The sequence below is a fragment of the Ornithinibacillus sp. FSL M8-0202 genome, assembly GCF_037975285.1.
GTDB classification, from domain to species: domain Bacteria; phylum Bacillota; class Bacilli; order Bacillales; family Amphibacillaceae; genus Ornithinibacillus; species Ornithinibacillus massiliensis.
Genome location: NZ_CP150248.1, coordinates 2,180,243 through 2,199,217, shown reverse-complemented (window position 1 = coordinate 2,199,217; position 18,975 = coordinate 2,180,243). Strand labels below are relative to the sequence as shown.

Genomic DNA, 18,975 nt, shown 5'->3' with positions numbered 1-18,975 from the left:
CTTTATCCTCCCCATTTCTATAAAGTAGTTATACTCGTTACCAACAAGTTAAAACAGATCACTCCGGAACTTATGCCAAGTAAACTTCCTACTAGGACATCAGAAGGGTAATGTAAACCAAGGTATACACGTGATATAGCTACTAGAAAAGCTATTGGAATTAAAGCTATAGAAAAGAGCGGAAACAGTAGAATAAATGGAGTTATAATAGAAAATATTGCTGTTGTATGGCCTGATGGAAATGAACAGTCTGTTAAAGGATTTTCCAACACACGACTATTTTGAAGAACTAAATAAGGCCTTTTACGTGGACACAGCTTTTTCACAAGCGCAACCGGAATGTGACTAATGGTTAATGATAAAGCACTAGCAATAGCTGTCATTTGTACAGCACCAGTTGTAAATAAAATCAGTAACAATACGGTTAAAATTGTGAACGTTGCACCACCCATATGGGTTATTTTACGAAATATAGTATTAAGACGTTTATGGTCGAAGTACTGATTGATATAATGAAATGATTTACAATCTAATGCATACATTTGGGAAAAGTATTTCACCACCAATAACCCACCTTCAGAATTAATAAGTAATATAAACTAAGATTGCAGAAAGAGAAACAAATACCTTGATAAGAAACTTCATCGTCTCACTCCCATCAATTGAGTAACTTCACCTCAAGTGTAAAGTAGTAAGATTAAGTAATTGCTAACTAAAAATGAATTTTCCGTAAATTTTTACCCGGTACTATATATGGTTCAGCATCAATTCTTGAACAAACGGAACGCAAATAAAAACTAGCCAGTATCGCTACTAGCTAGTTATATTAAGTCATTACTTTTCACTTGAAAACGTCTCTTTAACTACGATTGTTTGGGTGATTCGTGTTTTCTTGTGTTCGTTAAAATCCGCTTCCTCGACAAGCCCTAGTTTAATCGCAGAGTCAAGCTTATCCGTATCAGGTACCTTTGTTTTTATAATAAATTCTTGTAAATTCAGCTCTTCTAACTTCTCAACCGTACCATTATCGTCATAACTGGTTGCTATTCTAATTTGACGCTGTAATTTATAATTCCCGCGCTGTATTTCACCTTTTGCTTGTTTTCCAAAGGATGCATCCAGTACGCCATGAAACTTTTTCTTTAAGCCATTCATCTCGTTCTCGATTTCTTTTTTCTTCTGATTAAGATCATAATATCGTTTCATATCCTCTTCCGTAATCGTTAGTACCTCTTCCATCTTATAACCCCCTAACATAGACTTCTATTCATTTCTATGTCACGAAAGAGCGTATCATTCCAAATAGGACGAGCTTTTCATGCATATTTAGAGGGTCGTCAGAATATGAATGGTGGATAAATATATGGAGGTGTACCGATTTGGGGCCAAAAATTATTAAGAAAAAATCATTTCAACTGATTGGATATTGCCTACCAACTCATCTTAGCGACGAAGAGGAAAGAAAAGTAATTCAGCATACCGTCTCGCGCCTTCAATCTATTTCCGACAAAATACCAAATAAAGTACGTGATGATGTATACGTCGTTCATATTTATCCGATGATGGAGCAGTTTAATCCTTTTCTAAATAAGGAAAGCCTCATCATTGGCTATGAGGTTCAGCATATGGATGAGGCGCCAGATGATACAACGCTTTACACCATGGAAGAAAATATGTATGTTAATTGTAAGCATACAGGTACGAAAACAGATATTTATAAAACGTATGATTTCCTCTATAATCATTGGCTACAGCAGAATCGATTCATTCCATTAGGATATGATATGGAAGTTTGGAAAGATCAACAGGATTCCAATGTTGATATTTGTGTAGCAATCAATAAAATTTCCTAGATTCACCATGCATATTTAACCTCCGCCTCCTTTGGAAATACTTATAAGTATACTTTAGACCTAGGATAAGCCTATCCATTATTTCATATATATTTAAAAATGAACAAAGGAGTGGGGAAATGAATCAAACAAAGCTTTGGAAGCGAATACTTCTAAGTTTATTAGTAGTATGCATGATAAGTACTCTCTTTGTGATACAAAATCAAACACCATCAGCTAATAATGAAACTACCGAACAAGCATCTTTAGCAGATAAACTAAATCAGATCTTGAGTAATCCAGCATTAGATGGAACGACAACAGGGGTCAGCATTCGAAATGCAGATTCAGGAGAACTATTATTTTCTTACTACGGAGATCACCGCTTACACCCTGCATCTAATATGAAAATTCTTACCACCATTGCCGCACTAGAAACCCTTGGACCAGATTATCGATTTACAACAGAAGTATTAACAGACGGATCTATTAAAGGAGCCGTACTTCAAGGGAATCTTTACTTAAAGGGAAAAGGGGACCCTACCTTACTCAAACACGATTTAGATCAATTTGCTGCTGATTTAAAAGCGAAAGGAATCAAGAATATTAAGGGCAACCTAATTGGAGATGACACGTGGTATGATGATGTAAGACTATCTCAAGATCTGAACTGGTCTGATGAACCTTTCTATACAGGTGCACAAATATCCGCCCTGACATTATCTCCTAATGAAGATTATGATGCATCGACCGTAATTGTAGAGGTCTATCCTGCTGAAGAAGTAGATGGAAAGCCCATCGTAAAACTAACACCCCATACAGACTACGTCAACATCATCAACAATGCGAAAACGGTAAGTTCAGATCATAGTAGAGCTATCTCCATCGAACGAGAACACGGAACCAATAACATTATCATTAATGGCGTCATTCCGATTGATGGATCCATGGCTAGGTCCTGGGTATCGGTTTGGGAGCCTACTGGTTATGCAGTCGATGTTTTCAAGAAAGCATTAGAAGAGAACGGGATTTTGTTCGTCGGGAATGCTAAAACAACAACTGGAACAACACCAGAGGATGCTACATTGCTTACATCAAAAGAGTCAATGACTTTAGAAGACTTACTAATTCCCTTTATGAAGCTAAGTAATAACGGCCATGGTGAAACCTTGACGAAGGAGATGGGTAAAGTAGTTCATGATGAAGGTAGTTGGGATAAAGGGCTTTCTGTCATGGAAGAGGTATTAACACAATATGGCGTTAAGGGCGATACCATCCTTTTACGTGATGGATCCGGTATGTCCCATAAAAACTTAATCCCTGCAAACGAGCTATCCCAATTACTTTATGCGGTGCAAGAGGAAGACTGGTATACATCGTTTGAACAGTCATTACCTGTTGCTGGTAATTCAGAACGATTCGTTGGTGGTACACTTCGTTATCGGATGACTGATGGACCAGCAACGAACAATGTCAAAGCAAAGACAGGTTCCTTAACAGGAGTGTCTAGTTTATCTGGCTATGTCACAGCGAAAGACGGCCAGAAATTAATATTCTCGATTATGGTAAATAACTATTTAGGTTCCTCCAGTACGATAACAGCCATTGAGGATGCCATCGCAACCGAATTAGCAAACCACGAGTAGGAATAACCGAGCTACATAGTATAGACTTCACTAAGTCTAATATGTAGCTTTTTTGTTCCATTTTGGCCAATTTACTAAATTTAACAGTACCACTGTCGATAATAAGAGTAGGGGTATAGACATAGACAAAGATAGAGAAAGAGACTTACTAAACCGGGGGCGTAATGATGAAAAAAGGGATAACGAGACAACTTGGAGTAATTATTATTGGCGTATTTTTGATTTCCCTTATTATTACTTCTATATCAAACTATTGGGTAACCTATCAACATACGTATGAAGCTGCGGGAATTGAAGCAATTGGGTGCGCGAATATCACCACAGGTCTCATTAACACGAATGATGTGGAGGATATTCTGAATGGAAATAGTAATAAGGAAATCGATTTACAAGAATCCATCAATTGGACAGTCGATCATAAACATATTTTCGAAAACCAATATATTATTTCACTAGATGGAACCATTTTAGTCGCTGATAAACATTTTGAGCATCAAGGATTCCATGCTGGGGATAGCTTTTATCTAGATGAACAAGTAGTACAAACCATACTAGACACGAAGCAGCCAGCATATTCTGAGATCTATCAAGCTGGAGGAATGAAACGATTAACCGGCTATGCACCAATCTTTAAGGACCATGACCCGAACAAGGAGATCATTGCTTTAAATGCTATTGACTTCAATGCGAGTATTGTATCAGAACGTACATTAGACTCTGTAAAATCTAGCGTTTTACTTGGTCTTATTCCATTATTAATTGCGTGCATTTTCACGATTTTTATTATTGGTAGAAAGACAAAGCCAATCACTTCTCTAATCGAATATGCCAAACAGATAGCTGCAGGTGATTTAACCGTTGAAAAGCTACAGGTGAAAAATAAAGATGAGATTGGGCTTTTAGCTGAAACATTAAACCAGATGGCTGACAACCTAAGACAAGTGATTCTGGAATTTAATACTAGTGCCAAACATGTTGCAACCTCCGCTAAATCACTGGTAGGACATGTTGAACAAACAAATGAAGCTTCAGAAGAAATTGCAGCTACCATGGAAGAATTAGCAGCTGGTGTCGATACACAGGTACAGACTATCGAAGAAACATCCGGCACCATCCAGGAAATGTCTAGTGGTATACAGCAAATCGCTACAAGCGCACATAATGTTTCTAATACTGCCCAAGAAGCTACAGAAAATGCAACTAGAGGACAAGAGTCTATCTCTGTAGCCATTAAACAAATGAATGAAATTAAGCATACTGTAAATGGATTATCTGAGGTTATTAAAGGTCTAGGAGAGCGCTCTAAGGAAATAAACCATATTATTGAGGTTATTACCGATATTGCCGAGCAAACAAATCTATTATCCTTAAATGCATCCATAGAGGCAGCAAGAGCGGGAGAACATGGAAAAGGATTTGCAGTTGTTGCAAATGAAGTGAAGAAATTAGCAGAGCAATCAGCCGACTCTTCCTTACAAATCTCTCAATTAATCAATACGATACAGGTCGAGACGAGTACAGCCGTTAACACGATGAAAATGACTTCTAATGAAGTGGAAACTGGTATAGGCGTTGTGACAGATGTTGGAAATTCATTCGAGCAAATGAGTCGCTACATTCAAGACGTTAGCACAAAAATTCAGGATGTATCTCAAGCTGTACAACAAATGACAATTGGTGCTCAAGAAATGGTTGATTCCATGAACCATATTACGGAGATTTCAGAAGCAGCAGCAGTAAATTCCCAAGAGGTATCCGCAAAAACGGAAGAGCAAGTGGATCTGATGAAACAAGTCAATCAATCGATAGCTAATCTATCCGATATTGCAGATGACTCCCAAAAGACGATTAATAAATTTAAGATTTAATTTAGAGGTTGGGATTTAGCATAAACACTTATTCCCAACCTCTTTAACCGTAATTATAATTACTTTTTGTAACTAAATATCAAATTATTATTCTTTATAGTTGCAATCGATAAATAGACGTGATAAGATTATTAATGTTTAATTCAAATATATTGAATTAAAGATAAAAAGGTTTCTATTATCGTTAATTCAACCTATAAACACAACCCAGAGGAGGAACTAATTATGTTAAAAATCGGTATTGTACTTGGTAGTGTTCGTGAAGGTCGTAACGGCCAAGCAGTTGCTGACTGGACACTAGAATTTGCTAAAAATCGTAATGATGAAGGTGTAGAATATGAGTTAGTGGATCTAGCTGATTATGATCTAGCTTTCCTAGGCTCTAAAGCTGCACAAAAAGAAGAAGCTCAAGCTGCTGCAAAAGCTTGGTCTGAGAAAATGGCTTCTTTTGATGGTTATGTATTTATCGCACCTGAATACAACCATTCTGTTGGTGGTGCATTAAAGAACGCACTTGATTACTTAAACCCTGAAGTAAACAATAAAGCTGCAGGATTTGTTGGATATGGTAGCCTTGGGGGAACTCGTGCCCATGAAAACCTACGTCTAATCTTAGGTGAGCTTCAAGTAGCTGACGTTCGTACAGCTGTTACATTCTCACTACTTTCTGACTTTGAAAACTTCTCTGTTTTCAAACCAGCAGATTATCATGCAGATAATGCTAATGGCATGTTTGACCAAGTTATTGCTTGGAGCCGTGCATTAAAAACATTACGTTAAGTATCAATGTAACGAACAAAAGAGCCGTGGCGATAAGTAAAATGATCAAGCCATGGCTATTTATTTTCTAGTTATTTTCTAATGACGTTTACTAGGTAAACGGTCGGAACGAGTACCTCCGCCTTGTCTTTTCCTGTTTAATTCATCTTTTCTCTTCCGTTCATTGAATTTGGCTACAAATGTGGATGTGTCTTCCATATCGACTCTCCTTTTTCCTATTTTTTATTTAGTATGCCCTATTTGGTACTAGCTTATGATAGGCTAATCACTTTACTGCTATTACATTAATTCTCTCGGTAATAGATAACCACTTGTTCTATCGCTATTACAACGAAAAGCCCCGAATCATTAGTCGATTCGGGACTTTATTATCTTAATAGATGGAAAGGGAACAGCTTATTCTACTTCTTATTCACAATGAGTAGAGAAGCGAATTACCCTTCCTCTACCTCAACGTAGTCATTTTTTACGATTTGGATTTGCTTTAATGTCCTTCCATCTACTTCTAATATTTTGAAAATAAGCTGATCTTTTTCTAAAATATCACCTTGCTTAGGAAATTGATTGAACTCTGTCAGTAAATAGCCGGATAATACGTCCTCTTCCTCAGGAATATCCGTATTAAAAATGGAGTTTAAGCGATGTAGCGTTATTTTACCATCACATATAATCTCTTTATCGGTAAGCTTCTCGATTAGCTTCTCACTTTCTAAATCCATTTCATCCTCTATTTCCAGTCCAATCATCGCCTCGATAATATCTTCATGGGTTACGATACCTTCTGTTCCGCCGTATTCATCCAATACAATGGCTAGATGCTTTCTCTCTCTTGTCATTTGGCGAAAGACCATTTCAATCGAATGGAACTCAAAGAATACCATTGGATTCATATCACAGTAGGATTCTAACGTATTCCCCGGCTCTATCGACCAGGTTAATAAATATTTCGAATGGAATACACCAACAATATTATCTATTTCACCATCATACACTGGATATCGCGTGAACTGATTTTCGATAACAATATCCCGTACTTCTTCATAAGTCGCATCAATCGGTACAGCAACAATATCTATACGAGGGGTTTTCATGACATCCTTCACATTTAAGTCTTGGAAATCTAGTACACCTTTAATACGATAAGACTCTTCCTGTTTAAATGTACCTTCCGTTCCTGCAATATCAACCATCGCCCTTAATTCTTCCTTGGAGATGGAGACGTTGTCTTCATTCCCCTTAGACAATGACTTTATAATCAATCCGGTCAAGCCATTTAAAAGCGTCGTAAATGGCTTGAACACGATGGTGAAAAATCGAATTACCGGGTACACGATATATGCGATTCGGTCTGGGAATGTAGCCGCTACCGACTTTGGTATTACTTCTGAAAATATAATAATCGTAATCGTCAAAATAGCCGACGCTAAGCCCACATTAACTCCATATTCTAATGCCACCATCGTTACTAAAGTAGGCAAAAGAATGTTAGCGATGTTATTCCCAATTAAAATCGTCGTAATAAACTCGCTCGGTTTTGAAACTAAATCCAATAATTTCTCAGACTTTTTGTCATTATTGCTTGCTTTTGTTTGTAGCTTCATTTTATTTGTTGCAGTAAGAGCAGTCTCACTCCCCGAAAAGAAAAAGGATACAAACAATAATACGATGATCGCAATGATCACTAGATCGTTCCCCCTTAAAAATTTACAATAAAAATTTACAATAACTATATATTATGGTTACTTATACTTTAATCTATTTAGAACAATGTTAGAAGAAAAGTGTCTATAGATTTTCTATAAACAATCGAATGACATCTGCTCCTCCAATAAATGTTCCAACTGAACTTCCAATGTTTGCAAAGATGACCACTAAAAGGACACGTGTTACTTTATTATTCCAAAATCCCTTTAAACTATGGACATCATCCGATAGATTTTCGAAATCCTGCACATTAGGTCTTTTAAAATATGCTTGAACAAATCCAGCAAACCAGCCTGCCGCTAGAAATGGCTCTAACGAGGTTATGGGAGCTGCTATAAATGCCGTGAGAACAGCGAGTGGATGCCCAAACGCAATGAGTGTTCCAAGTGCAGATAAGGAACCGTTCCACAGGATCCAGCTTACAATTTGCACCCATCCGGCTTGTTGATCTGTCATAAACGTAAGAACAATAAGCGTAATGATAAGTAATGGAATTGTCCATCCGATTATTTTGGGAATTTTCGATTTAGGAGGTAGCTGCGATAACGTTTTAAGGTCATGGTCCTGCTTAATTTGCTCCTTTATCCCGGGTACATGTGCTGCACCTAGTACCGCAACAATTTTATCTCCTGGCGCTTCCTTAATCTTTTGAGCAAGATATTGGTCACGCTCATCTATGAGAGGCTTTTTTAATCTCGGAAAGCTCTCGGTAAATTCCTGTAGCATCGAATCGATCATATCCTGTGACTTCATCTTCTCCAGTTCTTCTTCCGATATAGTCTCTCTCGTAAAGATACTAGCAATGACTTGTGTTAAAAGCATTAGCTTCCCTTTCAACCCAATGCCACGCCAAATCCGTGAGAAAGTTGTTTGGATATTTCGATCTGCTAATACAAGATTAGCATTTATCTCTTTTGCCGATTCAATACCTTGAATCATTTCTTGTCCAGGATTTATACCAAATTGGCTAGCCATCCGTTTTTGAAAAGAGGAAATAGCAAGGTTCATCAATAATAGTGTTGTTTTTCTATCTTTAATAATTTGAAAAATATCTGTTTCTTTCCATTTATTCCCTTCTGTAATGGACTTATAGCGTTGTTCGTCAAGTTCCACACAGACGGAATCTGGTTGTTCTAGTTCGATAACTTGTTTAACTTGTTCTGCGCTAGTTTTGGATACATGTGCTGTACCAATCAGAATAATCTCTTTACCATTTATTTCTAAACGCGATATATTATCTTCTGACATAAAGTACCTTCCTTTATATATCTATATAAAATTAATAATAAACTAGTTTGCTAAAAATTTGAAATAAATTTATTGTGAACGAGAAAAAAGAGGTTGTGACAACCGTTTCAAGCAAAAAATAATCCGCATCCTATCGTTCGAACCACTTACCAGCTCCAGAAATATACGTTGTCTTTACTTGCAGCACCTAGATGACAGTCATCTATTCAAGAAGATCGGTCTGTCACCCACTAACTTCTACGTATATTCCTGGAAATGATATCGTGACTCTTTCGGATTTTTACTAAAACATATCGTAAAGTCTCAACCTCTTCGTTCCATTTCTATTTTTTATTTCACAATCTCTGTCATTGGAAGGTAATTCATTCTCCATTGAAGCCATTGACGTTCTCTAGTTTTTCTTGGTAAGAATTGTCTAATATCATCGATATGGAATCCTACTTGAAGTCTCTTTTCATCTAACATGATAGGACTTCTAAGCAGTCTTGGATGTTGATGAATCAAAGTTAGTAATTCTTGAAGTGGAAGGGAATCAATATCCACATCGAGTTCTTTATAGACTTTAGATCGTGTTGAGATAATTTCTTCCGTTCCTTCTACCGTTCTGCTTAAAATTTGCTGTAATTCTGGAACCGTTAATGGATCCTTTAATATATTTCGTTCAACATAATTAATATTATTTTTCCTAAACCATTCTTTTGCTTTTCTGGTTGATGAACATGCTGCACCATAAATCATGACAGTCATTTACCATTCCCCATTTCTACTATTTTTGAAAACTTTGTCTTACTTTTTAATGTGTTGTTTAAAGATTTCAATAAAATGCCTTGGAGATGATTTCAATGTATATGAAAAAACACCACAAGTTGTATGTAAGTAAAGAAGGCCAGCTCCTTCACTACCTATCTCTCGGTAAGAAATATCTAATACATCCTTAATTGGAAACTCACGATGTTTACTCTGGATTTTGTCCGTATATAGCTTCAGATAGCGCTTATCCTCCACATCAACTTGTGTTATATGGTCTACTTTTCGTTCAATCTTAAAATACTCTTGTTCCGCTAATAATGTCACGAAATCCCTCCAGGGTATATCATACTTACTACTCCATTAAACGATTTTCTTCTTCTAAAAAATTTATAAAATGATTCATCGCAAAGGCCGGCTGCTCCTTAACTCTGCGAATATAGCGATCCTTAACAGCACTTGCGATTACATCACTTTTATTGATTCGCTTAATGATATAACCCTCACTCACTTTTAAAATTTCTTTCCTCTGATGCTTTGCTTCTTTTGATAGGGCAAAACCGAATGCTCCCATTACCGCATATAAAATAAGTGATACGGTTGTTCTCGTTTCCGGCATGACCACTAGCAAAAAGAATAAATTAATCAGCGAAAATACAATGAGCGGAAACGCCCAAAATGAATATTTCGATACTTTCTTGATGAAAGGAGAAATCGTTTCGTTTAATTTATCCACTTCTTTTTTTATAAAGCTCGGCATATCTGATACAGGTAAGTTCATTAAAAATCCCACCTTTTCATTAATTTTGTCTTCCTCTGAAAATCATGATGTATTTTATAAGCTCTAAGACAGCAATCAAGGTACTTGCTACATACGTTAATGCAGCAGCGTTCAGCACTTTGCTAACGCCTCGTTCCTCTTGATTCGCAATCATACCTAATTCTATTAGTTTATTCTTAGCACGCCTTGAGGCATCAAATTCTACTGGTAATGTAACAACCTGAAATAGTACGGCTGCTGAGAATAAGATGATTCCCATTCCTATCAACATACTACCCTGGGTAAATATAAACCCAGCTATTAAAAGAAATGGTGCAAGCTGTGACCCAATATTTGCAAACGGAACAAGCTTATGTCGCAGTACTAACATCGAATAATGATTCGCATGCTGAATGGCATGACCAACTTCATGTGCGGCAACAGAAAGGGATGCAATTGAATTCCCTCGATAAACCGGTTCCGATAATCGAATTACTTTAGCAGTTGGATCATAGTGATCGGAAAGTGTTCCTCGTCTAGAGAGTTCGATTCTTACATCAGAAAGCCCCTCACTGTCTAATATTCTTCTCGCAACCTCTACACCTGTCATGTTAGAGGAGGCCTTTATTTTGGAACCCTTTTTAAAATTTCCTTGTACACTAGATTGCGCCCATAGCGCAAGTCCAAAAGCAATGAGTATTAAAAAATCCATTGGATGAAATAAAAACACGACAATTCCCCCTAGATGTGTCTCATTTTCTATAAGACTTGCCAATATCATCCCAGATTTATACTTATTAGAATTGTTTTTCAATATATATACGAAATAAGTTTGTGTTTTGTTGCACAAACACGAAAAAATTTATATCTTCTGGGTATATCATTAGTATAAAAAACAAATATGAACTGAATATGAACTAAAAAAAATTATTTAATCTATAAATTTGATACACTTTCTCCGTTACCTTTTTCGGATGGGATAAGGGTAATGATAGCCTCTCTCTGTTATCTTTTTATTCTCGTTCAGCTGGAAAAGGGTACTGATTATCCCCCTCTGTTACCTTTTCCGGCTCCTTCTACCATAAAAGGGCACTGACATTCCTCCTCTGTTACCTTTTCCTGAACCTTCTGCCAAAAAAGGGCATTGATACTCTCCCTCTGTTACCTTTTCCAGCTTCCTCTACCATAAAAGGGCACTGACACACTCTCTCTGTTACCTTTTCCAGCTTCCTCTACCATAAAAGGGCTCTGATACTCTCCTTCTGTTACCTTTTCCTGCTCCTTCTACCATAAAAGGGCACTGACCATCTCCCTCTATTACCTTTTCCGGCTTCTTCTGCCTAAAAAGGGCTCTGATAATACCCCTCTGTTACCTTTTCCAGCTTCCTCTACCATAAAAGGGCACTGATAATACCCCTCTGTTACCTTTTCCGGCTCCTCCCGCCAAAAATGGGCTCTGACATTACAACTCTGTTACCTTTCCCTTCTCCTTCTACCAAAAATGGACACCGACACTCTCCACCTGTTAACTTTTACTCTCTTTCACTAAAACGCCCCCAAATATACCTTGCATGCACTATGAACCCCATCTTCTCTACACCTAAAAACAAGTATCACCGTGACAAATGCTTTTTCATTTGATATGATTAAAGTGATTCATGACAAATGAATAGTAAAACTACTAGGGGCGCCCTAATGTGGGCTGAGAGGAATAGATTTTTCCGACCCTTATGGACCTGATCTGGTTAGTACCAGCGGAGGGAAGTAGTATGACGACTAGTCAATCTATTAATCTCAATCAATTAAGCTAGGTCCTTCTATGGGTCTGGCTTTTTTTGTGTCCCTTACAGAAAGGAGGAACGATGAATAAAACTCGTCTCATTACAACGATGGCTGTCTTGATAGCTATTGGAACCGTTACTGCTCAGCTTATTTGGTTTCCAGCAGGGGTAGCACGAGCCTACCCTATGCAGCATGCAATAAATGTTCTTACAGGTGTTCTTCTTGGACCAGGTCCAGCAGTAATTGTAGCTTTTATGATTGGCCTGCTTCGTAATGTACTCGGACTCGGAACCATACTCGCCTTTCCAGGTGGTATGATTGGTGCCTTTTTAGCTGGTTACTTATATAAAAAGTCAGGAAGAATAGGTTTGGCAGTTATCGGGGAAGGAGTCGGAAGTGGGGTAATCGGAGCATTAGCTTCCGTCCCTTTCGCTTACCTATTTATGGGAAATGCTACTGGCGCTTTTGCCTTTATGCCAGCGTTTCTTGTAAGTAGTTTACCAGGGGCTATACTCGGTTGGTTCGTTGTATCTCACATTACTAAGCTAGAAAATGTACGCTCGATTCATTTGAAAAGGTAAATTAACTAAACACTGAAAACTACTAGGGGCGCTTTTGCTGAGATAAGGTATATCCTTTGTCCCTTATTAACCTGATCTAGGTAATGCTAGCGAAGGGAAGTAGTTGAGGCCGCATATATTCCTCACATATCTACGGTACTCTCCTAGTAGCTTTCGCATTCTAAGGAGGAGTTTATCCATGTTATTCACAGAATCATTACGAGAAGAAAACAATGATATATTTCAACTTATTTTTGACCATCCCTTTGTTAAAGGAATTGGAGAGGGCGATATCCCAAAGGAAGCAATCGCTCATTATATTAAGGCAGACTTCGAGTACCTTAATGCATTCATGAAAATTTATGGGCTAGCTGCGTCTAAATCCTCAAGCCGGGATGATATACGATATTTCTTCAATAAAATGGAGTTTATATTAAAAGATGAGATTCATCCGCATCATAATTTTTGTGAGTACATTGGTGTTCCTTATGAGTCCCTCCAAGGACACCCACTACCACCGACTGCCGACCATTATATAAAACATATGCTGTACCATGCACATACCGGTTCTATGGGCGAAATATTAGGGGCCTTACTACCTTGCCCATGGACCTATTTAGAAATTGGCGACGAATTAATGAAGACGTATCAGCCAACACCAGATCATCCTTTTTATCAATGGATTACCTTTTATAGTGATGCTCGTACGAGGAGTACCACAACAGAAATGCGTGAACGATTAGATAACCTTGCCATAGAGGCGTCTCCTTCTGAAAAGAACCGCATACGTGGTGCCTTTCGTAAAAGCTGTGAGCTTGAATTAGCATTTTGGGAAATGGCTTATACGTGCGAAGAGTGGCCTTCAGGAAAGGTAGTGAAGCGGATATGACACAAGTCCCATGTGCACTAACGATCGCAGGAACCGATCCAAGTGGGGGTGCAGGTATCCATGCTGATTTGAAAACATTTCAAGAGTTACAGAGCTATGGAATGTCCGTCATTACCTCGGTTGTTGCCCAAAACACAACCGGCGTGCAAGCGATTCACCACATTCCATTGGATATGATTGAACAACAGCTGGAATCTGTGATATCTGATATGCCTATTCACGCCTTTAAGACTGGTATGCTTGCTACTGTCGATATGATGAGAATCATTGCCAATCAACTTAGCAACCTCGATGCTCCTTATGTTATGGATCCTGTTATGGTTGCAACAAGTGGAGATACTCTAATTGAAAGCACTGCACGTGATTTTTTAAGAGAACAACTACTACCATTAACATCAGTCGTCACACCAAATATACCAGAGGCAGAATATTTAACTGGGGAGAAAATTACTTCTCTAGAAGACATGAAAAAAGCCGCTACAATTATTGTTCATGAGTTAGGTGCTAAAGCCGCATTAATAAAAGGTGGGCATTTACAAGAGGAAGCAATTGATTTTCTGTACGATGGAGAGCGTTTCTATTCCTTTGCTGCAGAGCGAATACCTAGTAAAAACACCCACGGCACAGGATGTACGTATTCGGCAGCCATTACTGCCTATTTAAGCAAAGGGGATTCCTTAGTTGCTGCGGTTGAAAAAGCAAAACATTTTATCACGCTAGCTATCAAGCACGCATCTAATCTAGGAGCTGGTAATGGCCCTACTAATCACTGGGGCATACGAGAGGAGAAAAACCGCTATGAACACGCAAATAATTGATACTGTACGAAAAAATAAGCCTTTAATTCACCATCTAACAAATCAAGTCGTAATGAATTTCACTGCCAATGGTCTATTGTCATTTGGTGGGGCACCAATCATGGCAAAGGCTGAAGAAGAAGCCGCTGCAATGGCTACGATTGCTGATGGTTTGTTATTGAATATCGGGACACTATCTGCAAATGATTTACAGGCCATGATTGCTGCTGGAAAAGCAGCTAATCAAAAAGGAATTCCCGTCGTACTTGATCCAGTTGGAGTAGCTGCAACTCCTTATCGTTCTAATGCAGTAAAACAACTATTGGAAGAGGTGCAGCCAACTGTTATTAAAGGAAACGCTGGGGAGCTTGCTCATCTAGTTAATGTCCCTTGGCAGACAAAAGGTGTCGATTCTTTTGGTGACGGAAACATAGAGGAAATAGCCAGAAAGGTTGCCAAAACATATCAGACAACGGCTGTACTAACTGGGAAACGCGATGTCATTAGTACAACAGAATCGACTACCATAAATGGAACCGGACACCCATTACTAGCGAAAGTAACCGGAGCAGGCTGCTTATTAGGTTCCATTATAGCTGCCTGTTTAACAACAGATGACTCTCCTTACGAGCAAGCTCAAACTGCAGTAGCCTTTTATGGAGTAGCAGCGGAATACACTGCATCACAAGAACAGGTGAAAGCATCTGGAACCTTCATACCCCATTTTATTGATGCACTATCGATGGATGTCACAACACTTAAAGGAGAATCACTGTAATGCCTACTATGAATAAACAGCTCTTGCGAAAATATTTTATAATGGGTAGTCAAGATTGCACTAGAGACCCTGTAGAAATCCTAGAAATAGCAGCAAAAAGTGGTATTACCGCTTTTCAATATCGGGAAAAGGGGTACGGTTCGTTAAAGGGAAAGGAAAAATTGGAGCTTGGAAAAAAATTAAGAGCAGTTTGCAGAAGATATCATATCCCATTCTTTATCAATGACGATGTAGAATTAGCAAATGCTCTAGATGTCGATGGAATACATGTTGGTCAAGATGATCAGCCTATAGAGAAGGTTCGAGAAGAATATCCACATTTACTTATTGGCCTTTCAGTGTCTAATTGGAATGAACTAAATAATAGCCCTATTCATTTAGTAGATTATATTGGGGCTGGGCCAATATATCCTACTTCAACCAAAACAGATGCCAAAGCTGCAGTTGGTGTTGCATGGATTAAAGCAATACGTCAGCAATATCCTGACCTTCCTATAGTTGGGATTGGCGGAATCCAGCCAGACACTGCTGCCTATGTTATGGAGGCTGGTGCTGATGGAGTAGCCGTTATTTCAGCCATTACCCAAGCTGCTAACATTCAGGCTAGCGTAGAGAAACTATAAAATAGTATTGCTGTAAAAAATGGTTCCATTCTAAACGGATGTTTGGAATGGAACCATTTATTCTAATGACTTATTGGGATGTGCACGGTAAAAGTAGATCCTTTTCCTTCTTCACTCTCCACACTGATATTGAACTTATGGATGGATAAAATTTTCTTTACGATGGATAAGCCTAATCCATTCCCCTCTACTGACCGATTTCTAGAACGGTCCACCTTGTAAAAGCGAGCAAACAGATTCGGGATGGCTTCTTTTGGTATTCCAATACCATAATCTCTTACCCTAACCGTTATTTTGCCACCAATAATCTGTATAGCAATTTGGATTACGCCGTTTTCATCCGTATATTTAATCGCATTGGTAATCAAATTAAGCCACACTTGTTCCATTAAGTCTTTATCAGCAAAAATTTCCACCGGCTCTAAGTCTAATTGGATATCAATATGTTTCTTCGTCCATTGCGGTTCTGTCGTTAGTACCGAGTTTCGTATTTGCTCATCTAAGCGATAGGAAACAGGGTTATAAGGATGGTGCTCGGAATCTAAAGACGCAATTCGTAAGAGATTATCACTTAAGCGAGACATCCTTTCGATTTCTTGGTAAATAATCGTTAAATATTCTTTTTGATTTTCCTGAGGTACGACATCATCCATTATTGCTTTGGTGAACCCTTTAATAGATGTTAATGGAGATTGAATTTCATGTGATACATTGCTTACAAAATCAGCTCGCATCGTATCGATTTTTTCTAGCTCTCCAGTCATGTGATTAAAGCTATCAATTAACTCGCCAACCTCATCTTGATGCTTACTCCGCTTTTTATCTACTCGTACAGAAAAGTCACCCTTAGCAATTTGTCGAGCAGCAATGGTTAATTTACGAATTGGATTAACTAAATATCTCGAAGCAAGGAATATTAATAAACTTCCGACCAATAACACTAATAATAGCGATATAAAAATCCCCTGCTTCATATCCTCAAATTCATCTTCATAATCAATTCTAGTAATAAGTGCGTAGGGTTCTCCCGAAACATATATCGGAACACCGACAATCCTCGCAGACTTATTGTTCTTATCCAGTAACACTACCGGATCATCAAAGGAATGCCTTAAAATTTCCTCAACGTCCTCCATACGAACTGGAATAGAGAATTTATCTTCCTTCTTAAAAAAGATATCCTCCCCATTGGTAATCAACAATTCAAATTCGATGTCATCAAATTTATCCATTAATTCTGGGATACTCTCTGGCCCAGTCATTTGAATGACTTCAGCTAGACCGATAGATATTTTGGACAATTCTTCTTTAAAGATGACTTCCTGATTTAAGGAATACGGTGTTAGCACATAGGACATACAAATACTAACAATCACAACCGATATAAATGTACCAACGATCTTTAGATACAAGCTCCTAACCATGAATTGCCTCCAACCGATAGCCGAGACCCCTTACGGTGGTTATCGTGATATCGTGAAAGTGTTCTAGTTGCTCTCTTAGCCGTTTAATATGAACATCGACGGTTCTTTCATCCCCCTCATAATCAAATCCCCAGATTTTCTCAATTAATTGATTTCTAGTGAAAATCTTTCCTGGAGAACTAGCTAAGACCGCTAATAATTCACATTCTTTTCTTTTTAAAGTAACCGTCTCTTCTTCTGTTTGAACGACTAATTTCTCTTTATCAATAAGGGTGTTCCCTACTTTGACGATATTTTCATTGGTTAGATTATACCGCTTTAATAAGGCTTCTACGCGCAGGATTAGTTCAACTGGATCAAATGGCTTCACTAAGTAATCATCTGTTCCTGCTCGAAAGCCTTTTACTTTATCCTGGGATTCTCCTTTTGCTGTTACCATTAGGATCGGAATGTCTAAATAAGATCGAATGTCTTCTGTCAGTTCGTACCCATCCACCTTAGGCATCATAACATCAACAATAGCTAAGTCAATTTTATGCTTCCCTAACAAGTTAATAGCTTCCTCTCCATCCTCTGCTTCCACTACACCATAACGACTATTTTCCAAATATAATCGAATTAATTTCCGAATATGTGCATCGTCATCCACAACAAGAATCGTATTCATCTAGTATTCACTTCCTATAGGATTTACTATTTTTAGTTTAGCACCAGTAATGGGTACCGTAAATCTCCAACACGTTCAAAAAAAGCCAAATTCGCATCAATATTTTTCCATAGCTGACTAATACTATGAGAAACATAAAAAAGGAGTGATATATATGAAGGGAAGCTTAGTTAAACTATCGATTGGAATCCTAATGATGTTCGTGCTCGCTGCATGTAATACCGATAATGCCAATAATGAAAACCATGAAAATCCTAATATCTCTAGTATAAGCACCGATCAATCTAGTAGTGAGTACCCACATACACAACCAATCAAAACACAAGATGCAAAGTATGAGGCTCGCGAAGCACCACAACAAAACCAACAGCCTGAGCGTGGTCAAGAGCAACGTCAACAAGGGCAACAAGCACCACAGCAGCAAACAACGGAGAATCATGGATTAAGTAAATTTGAAAGTGATGTTGTCGCTTTAACGAATAGAGAAAGAAGACAAGCTGGGTTAAATGCCTTAGAGGTTGATACAAGTCTAAGTCAAGTTGCTCGTCAGAAATCGACTGACATGCAGCAACAAAATTATTTCTCGCATACTAGTCCTACGTATGGCTCTCCGTTTGATATGATGCGTGACTTCGGTATTACGTATCGTTCTGCAGGTGAAAATATAGCCAAAGGACAAACGTCACCAGAAGAAGTAGTCCAAGCATGGATGAACAGTCAAGGCCATCGCGAGAACATTTTAAACGCTAACTTTACCCACATTGGTGTTGGCTATGAACAGAATGGAAACCACTGGACACAGATGTTTATAACAAAATAGATAAAAGGTGTCACGAACGTATCGTGGCAACTTTTTTCAACTTTTGATTT

Annotated in this window: 21 protein-coding genes and 2 riboswitches; of the genes, 10 read left to right on the top strand and 11 right to left on the bottom strand. The window is 38.1% G+C overall.

Features of this window, described 5'->3' with window-relative positions; all coding sequences use genetic code 11:
• Positions 1-17: 17 nt before the first annotated feature.
• Positions 18-542, bottom strand: a complete 525-nt coding sequence (locus MKY78_RS11475) for a phosphatase PAP2 family protein (protein ID WP_339217887.1) — start codon at positions 540-542, stop codon at positions 18-20.
• 292 nt (positions 543-834) lie between these two features.
• Complete coding sequence (locus MKY78_RS11470) at positions 835-1,239, bottom strand: hypothetical protein (protein ID WP_339212774.1); 405 nt, start codon at positions 1,237-1,239, stop codon at positions 835-837.
• Positions 1,240-1,379: 140 nt separating this feature from the next.
• On the opposite strand from MKY78_RS11470, the gene MKY78_RS11465 reads away from it, so the two are divergent.
• The 4 genes from MKY78_RS11465 to MKY78_RS11450 all read left to right on the top strand — a co-directional run bounded on the left by MKY78_RS11465 (position 1,380) and on the right by MKY78_RS11450 (position 6,126).
• Positions 1,380-1,853 carry an effector binding domain-containing protein gene (locus MKY78_RS11465; protein ID WP_339212773.1) on the top strand — a complete coding sequence of 158 codons (474 nt, stop codon included), beginning with the start codon at positions 1,380-1,382 and terminating at the stop codon, positions 1,851-1,853.
• Positions 1,854-2,026: 173 nt separating this feature from the next.
• Entirely contained in the window at positions 2,027-3,478 is a 1,452-nt protein-coding gene (dacB, locus tag MKY78_RS11460; protein ID WP_339217886.1) for a D-alanyl-D-alanine carboxypeptidase/D-alanyl-D-alanine-endopeptidase, read from the top strand.
• Between the two features lie 167 nt (positions 3,479-3,645).
• Positions 3,646-5,346 (top strand): HAMP domain-containing methyl-accepting chemotaxis protein, encoded by a 1,701-nt coding sequence (locus tag MKY78_RS11455; protein ID WP_339212771.1) that lies wholly within the window; start codon positions 3,646-3,648, stop codon positions 5,344-5,346.
• A 225-nt stretch (positions 5,347-5,571) separates the two neighbouring features.
• A complete protein-coding gene (locus MKY78_RS11450) occupies positions 5,572-6,126 on the top strand; it encodes an NAD(P)H-dependent oxidoreductase (protein ID WP_339212770.1) in 555 nt (184 codons plus the stop codon).
• A 78-nt stretch (positions 6,127-6,204) separates the two neighbouring features.
• On the opposite strand, the gene MKY78_RS11445 is transcribed toward MKY78_RS11450, so the two are convergent.
• The 7 genes from MKY78_RS11445 to MKY78_RS11415 all read right to left on the bottom strand — a co-directional run bounded on the left by MKY78_RS11445 (position 6,205) and on the right by MKY78_RS11415 (position 11,297).
• Positions 6,205-6,324 (bottom strand): DUF4023 domain-containing protein, encoded by a 120-nt coding sequence (locus tag MKY78_RS11445; RefSeq protein WP_186868100.1) that lies wholly within the window; start codon positions 6,322-6,324, stop codon positions 6,205-6,207.
• A gap of 236 nt (positions 6,325-6,560) precedes the next feature.
• On the bottom strand, positions 6,561-7,808 hold the full coding sequence (locus MKY78_RS11440) for a CNNM domain-containing protein (protein WP_339212768.1): 1,248 nt from the start codon (positions 7,806-7,808) through the stop codon (positions 6,561-6,563).
• Between the two features lie 103 nt (positions 7,809-7,911).
• A complete protein-coding gene (locus MKY78_RS11435; protein ID WP_339212766.1) occupies positions 7,912-9,078 on the bottom strand; it encodes a TraB/GumN family protein in 1,167 nt (388 codons plus the stop codon).
• 330 nt (positions 9,079-9,408) lie between these two features.
• On the bottom strand, positions 9,409-9,825 hold the full coding sequence (locus MKY78_RS11430) for a Spx/MgsR family RNA polymerase-binding regulatory protein (RefSeq protein WP_339212763.1): 417 nt from the start codon (positions 9,823-9,825) through the stop codon (positions 9,409-9,411).
• Positions 9,826-9,864: 39 nt separating this feature from the next.
• On the bottom strand, positions 9,865-10,152 hold the full coding sequence (locus MKY78_RS11425) for a hypothetical protein (protein ID WP_339212761.1): 288 nt from the start codon (positions 10,150-10,152) through the stop codon (positions 9,865-9,867).
• Positions 10,153-10,180: 28 nt separating this feature from the next.
• Positions 10,181-10,606 (bottom strand): YwnF family protein, encoded by a 426-nt coding sequence (locus MKY78_RS11420; protein WP_339212758.1) that lies wholly within the window; start codon positions 10,604-10,606, stop codon positions 10,181-10,183.
• Positions 10,607-10,625: 19 nt separating this feature from the next.
• Entirely contained in the window at positions 10,626-11,297 is a 672-nt protein-coding gene (locus tag MKY78_RS11415; protein ID WP_339217885.1) for a zinc metallopeptidase, read from the bottom strand.
• 961 nt (positions 11,298-12,258) lie between these two features.
• Positions 12,259-12,365: riboswitch (TPP riboswitch) on the top strand.
• 82 nt (positions 12,366-12,447) lie between these two features.
• Here MKY78_RS11415 and thiW point away from each other — a divergent pair.
• The 5 genes from thiW to thiE all read left to right on the top strand — a co-directional run bounded on the left by thiW (position 12,448) and on the right by thiE (position 16,014).
• Positions 12,448-12,948: an energy coupling factor transporter S component ThiW gene (thiW, locus tag MKY78_RS11410; protein ID WP_339212755.1), complete on the top strand. Its 501-nt coding sequence runs from the start codon at positions 12,448-12,450 to the stop codon at positions 12,946-12,948.
• A gap of 14 nt (positions 12,949-12,962) precedes the next feature.
• Positions 12,963-13,063: riboswitch (TPP riboswitch) on the top strand.
• Between the two features lie 63 nt (positions 13,064-13,126).
• Positions 13,127-13,816 carry a thiaminase II gene (gene tenA / locus MKY78_RS11405; RefSeq protein ID WP_339212752.1) on the top strand — a complete coding sequence of 230 codons (690 nt, stop codon included), beginning with the start codon at positions 13,127-13,129 and terminating at the stop codon, positions 13,814-13,816.
• Positions 13,813-14,634: a bifunctional hydroxymethylpyrimidine kinase/phosphomethylpyrimidine kinase gene (gene thiD, locus MKY78_RS11400; RefSeq protein WP_339212749.1), complete on the top strand. Its 822-nt coding sequence runs from the start codon at positions 13,813-13,815 to the stop codon at positions 14,632-14,634. Before tenA ends, thiD begins: the two co-directional genes overlap by 4 nt.
• On the top strand, positions 14,615-15,391 hold the full coding sequence (thiM, locus tag MKY78_RS11395; RefSeq protein ID WP_339212746.1) for a hydroxyethylthiazole kinase: 777 nt from the start codon (positions 14,615-14,617) through the stop codon (positions 15,389-15,391). The genes thiD and thiM overlap by 20 nt, the downstream gene beginning before the upstream one ends.
• On the top strand, positions 15,391-16,014 hold the full coding sequence (gene thiE, locus MKY78_RS11390; protein WP_339212744.1) for a thiamine phosphate synthase: 624 nt from the start codon (positions 15,391-15,393) through the stop codon (positions 16,012-16,014). The genes thiM and thiE overlap by 1 nt, the downstream gene beginning before the upstream one ends.
• A gap of 62 nt (positions 16,015-16,076) precedes the next feature.
• Here thiE and MKY78_RS11385 read toward each other — a convergent pair whose 3' ends face one another.
• The gene (locus tag MKY78_RS11385) at positions 16,077-17,438 is read right to left on the bottom strand and encodes a HAMP domain-containing sensor histidine kinase (protein ID WP_339212741.1); all 1,362 of its coding nucleotides are present in this window, start codon (positions 17,436-17,438) and stop codon (positions 16,077-16,079) included.
• Positions 17,431-18,105, bottom strand: a complete 675-nt coding sequence (locus MKY78_RS11380) for a response regulator transcription factor (RefSeq protein ID WP_186868090.1) — start codon at positions 18,103-18,105, stop codon at positions 17,431-17,433. The genes MKY78_RS11385 and MKY78_RS11380 overlap by 8 nt, the downstream gene beginning before the upstream one ends.
• Before the next feature lie 154 nt (positions 18,106-18,259).
• Between MKY78_RS11380 and MKY78_RS11375 the strand changes: the two genes are divergently transcribed.
• Positions 18,260-18,925 (top strand): CAP domain-containing protein, encoded by a 666-nt coding sequence (locus MKY78_RS11375; protein ID WP_339212738.1) that lies wholly within the window; start codon positions 18,260-18,262, stop codon positions 18,923-18,925.
• Positions 18,926-18,975: the final 50 nt, after the last annotated feature.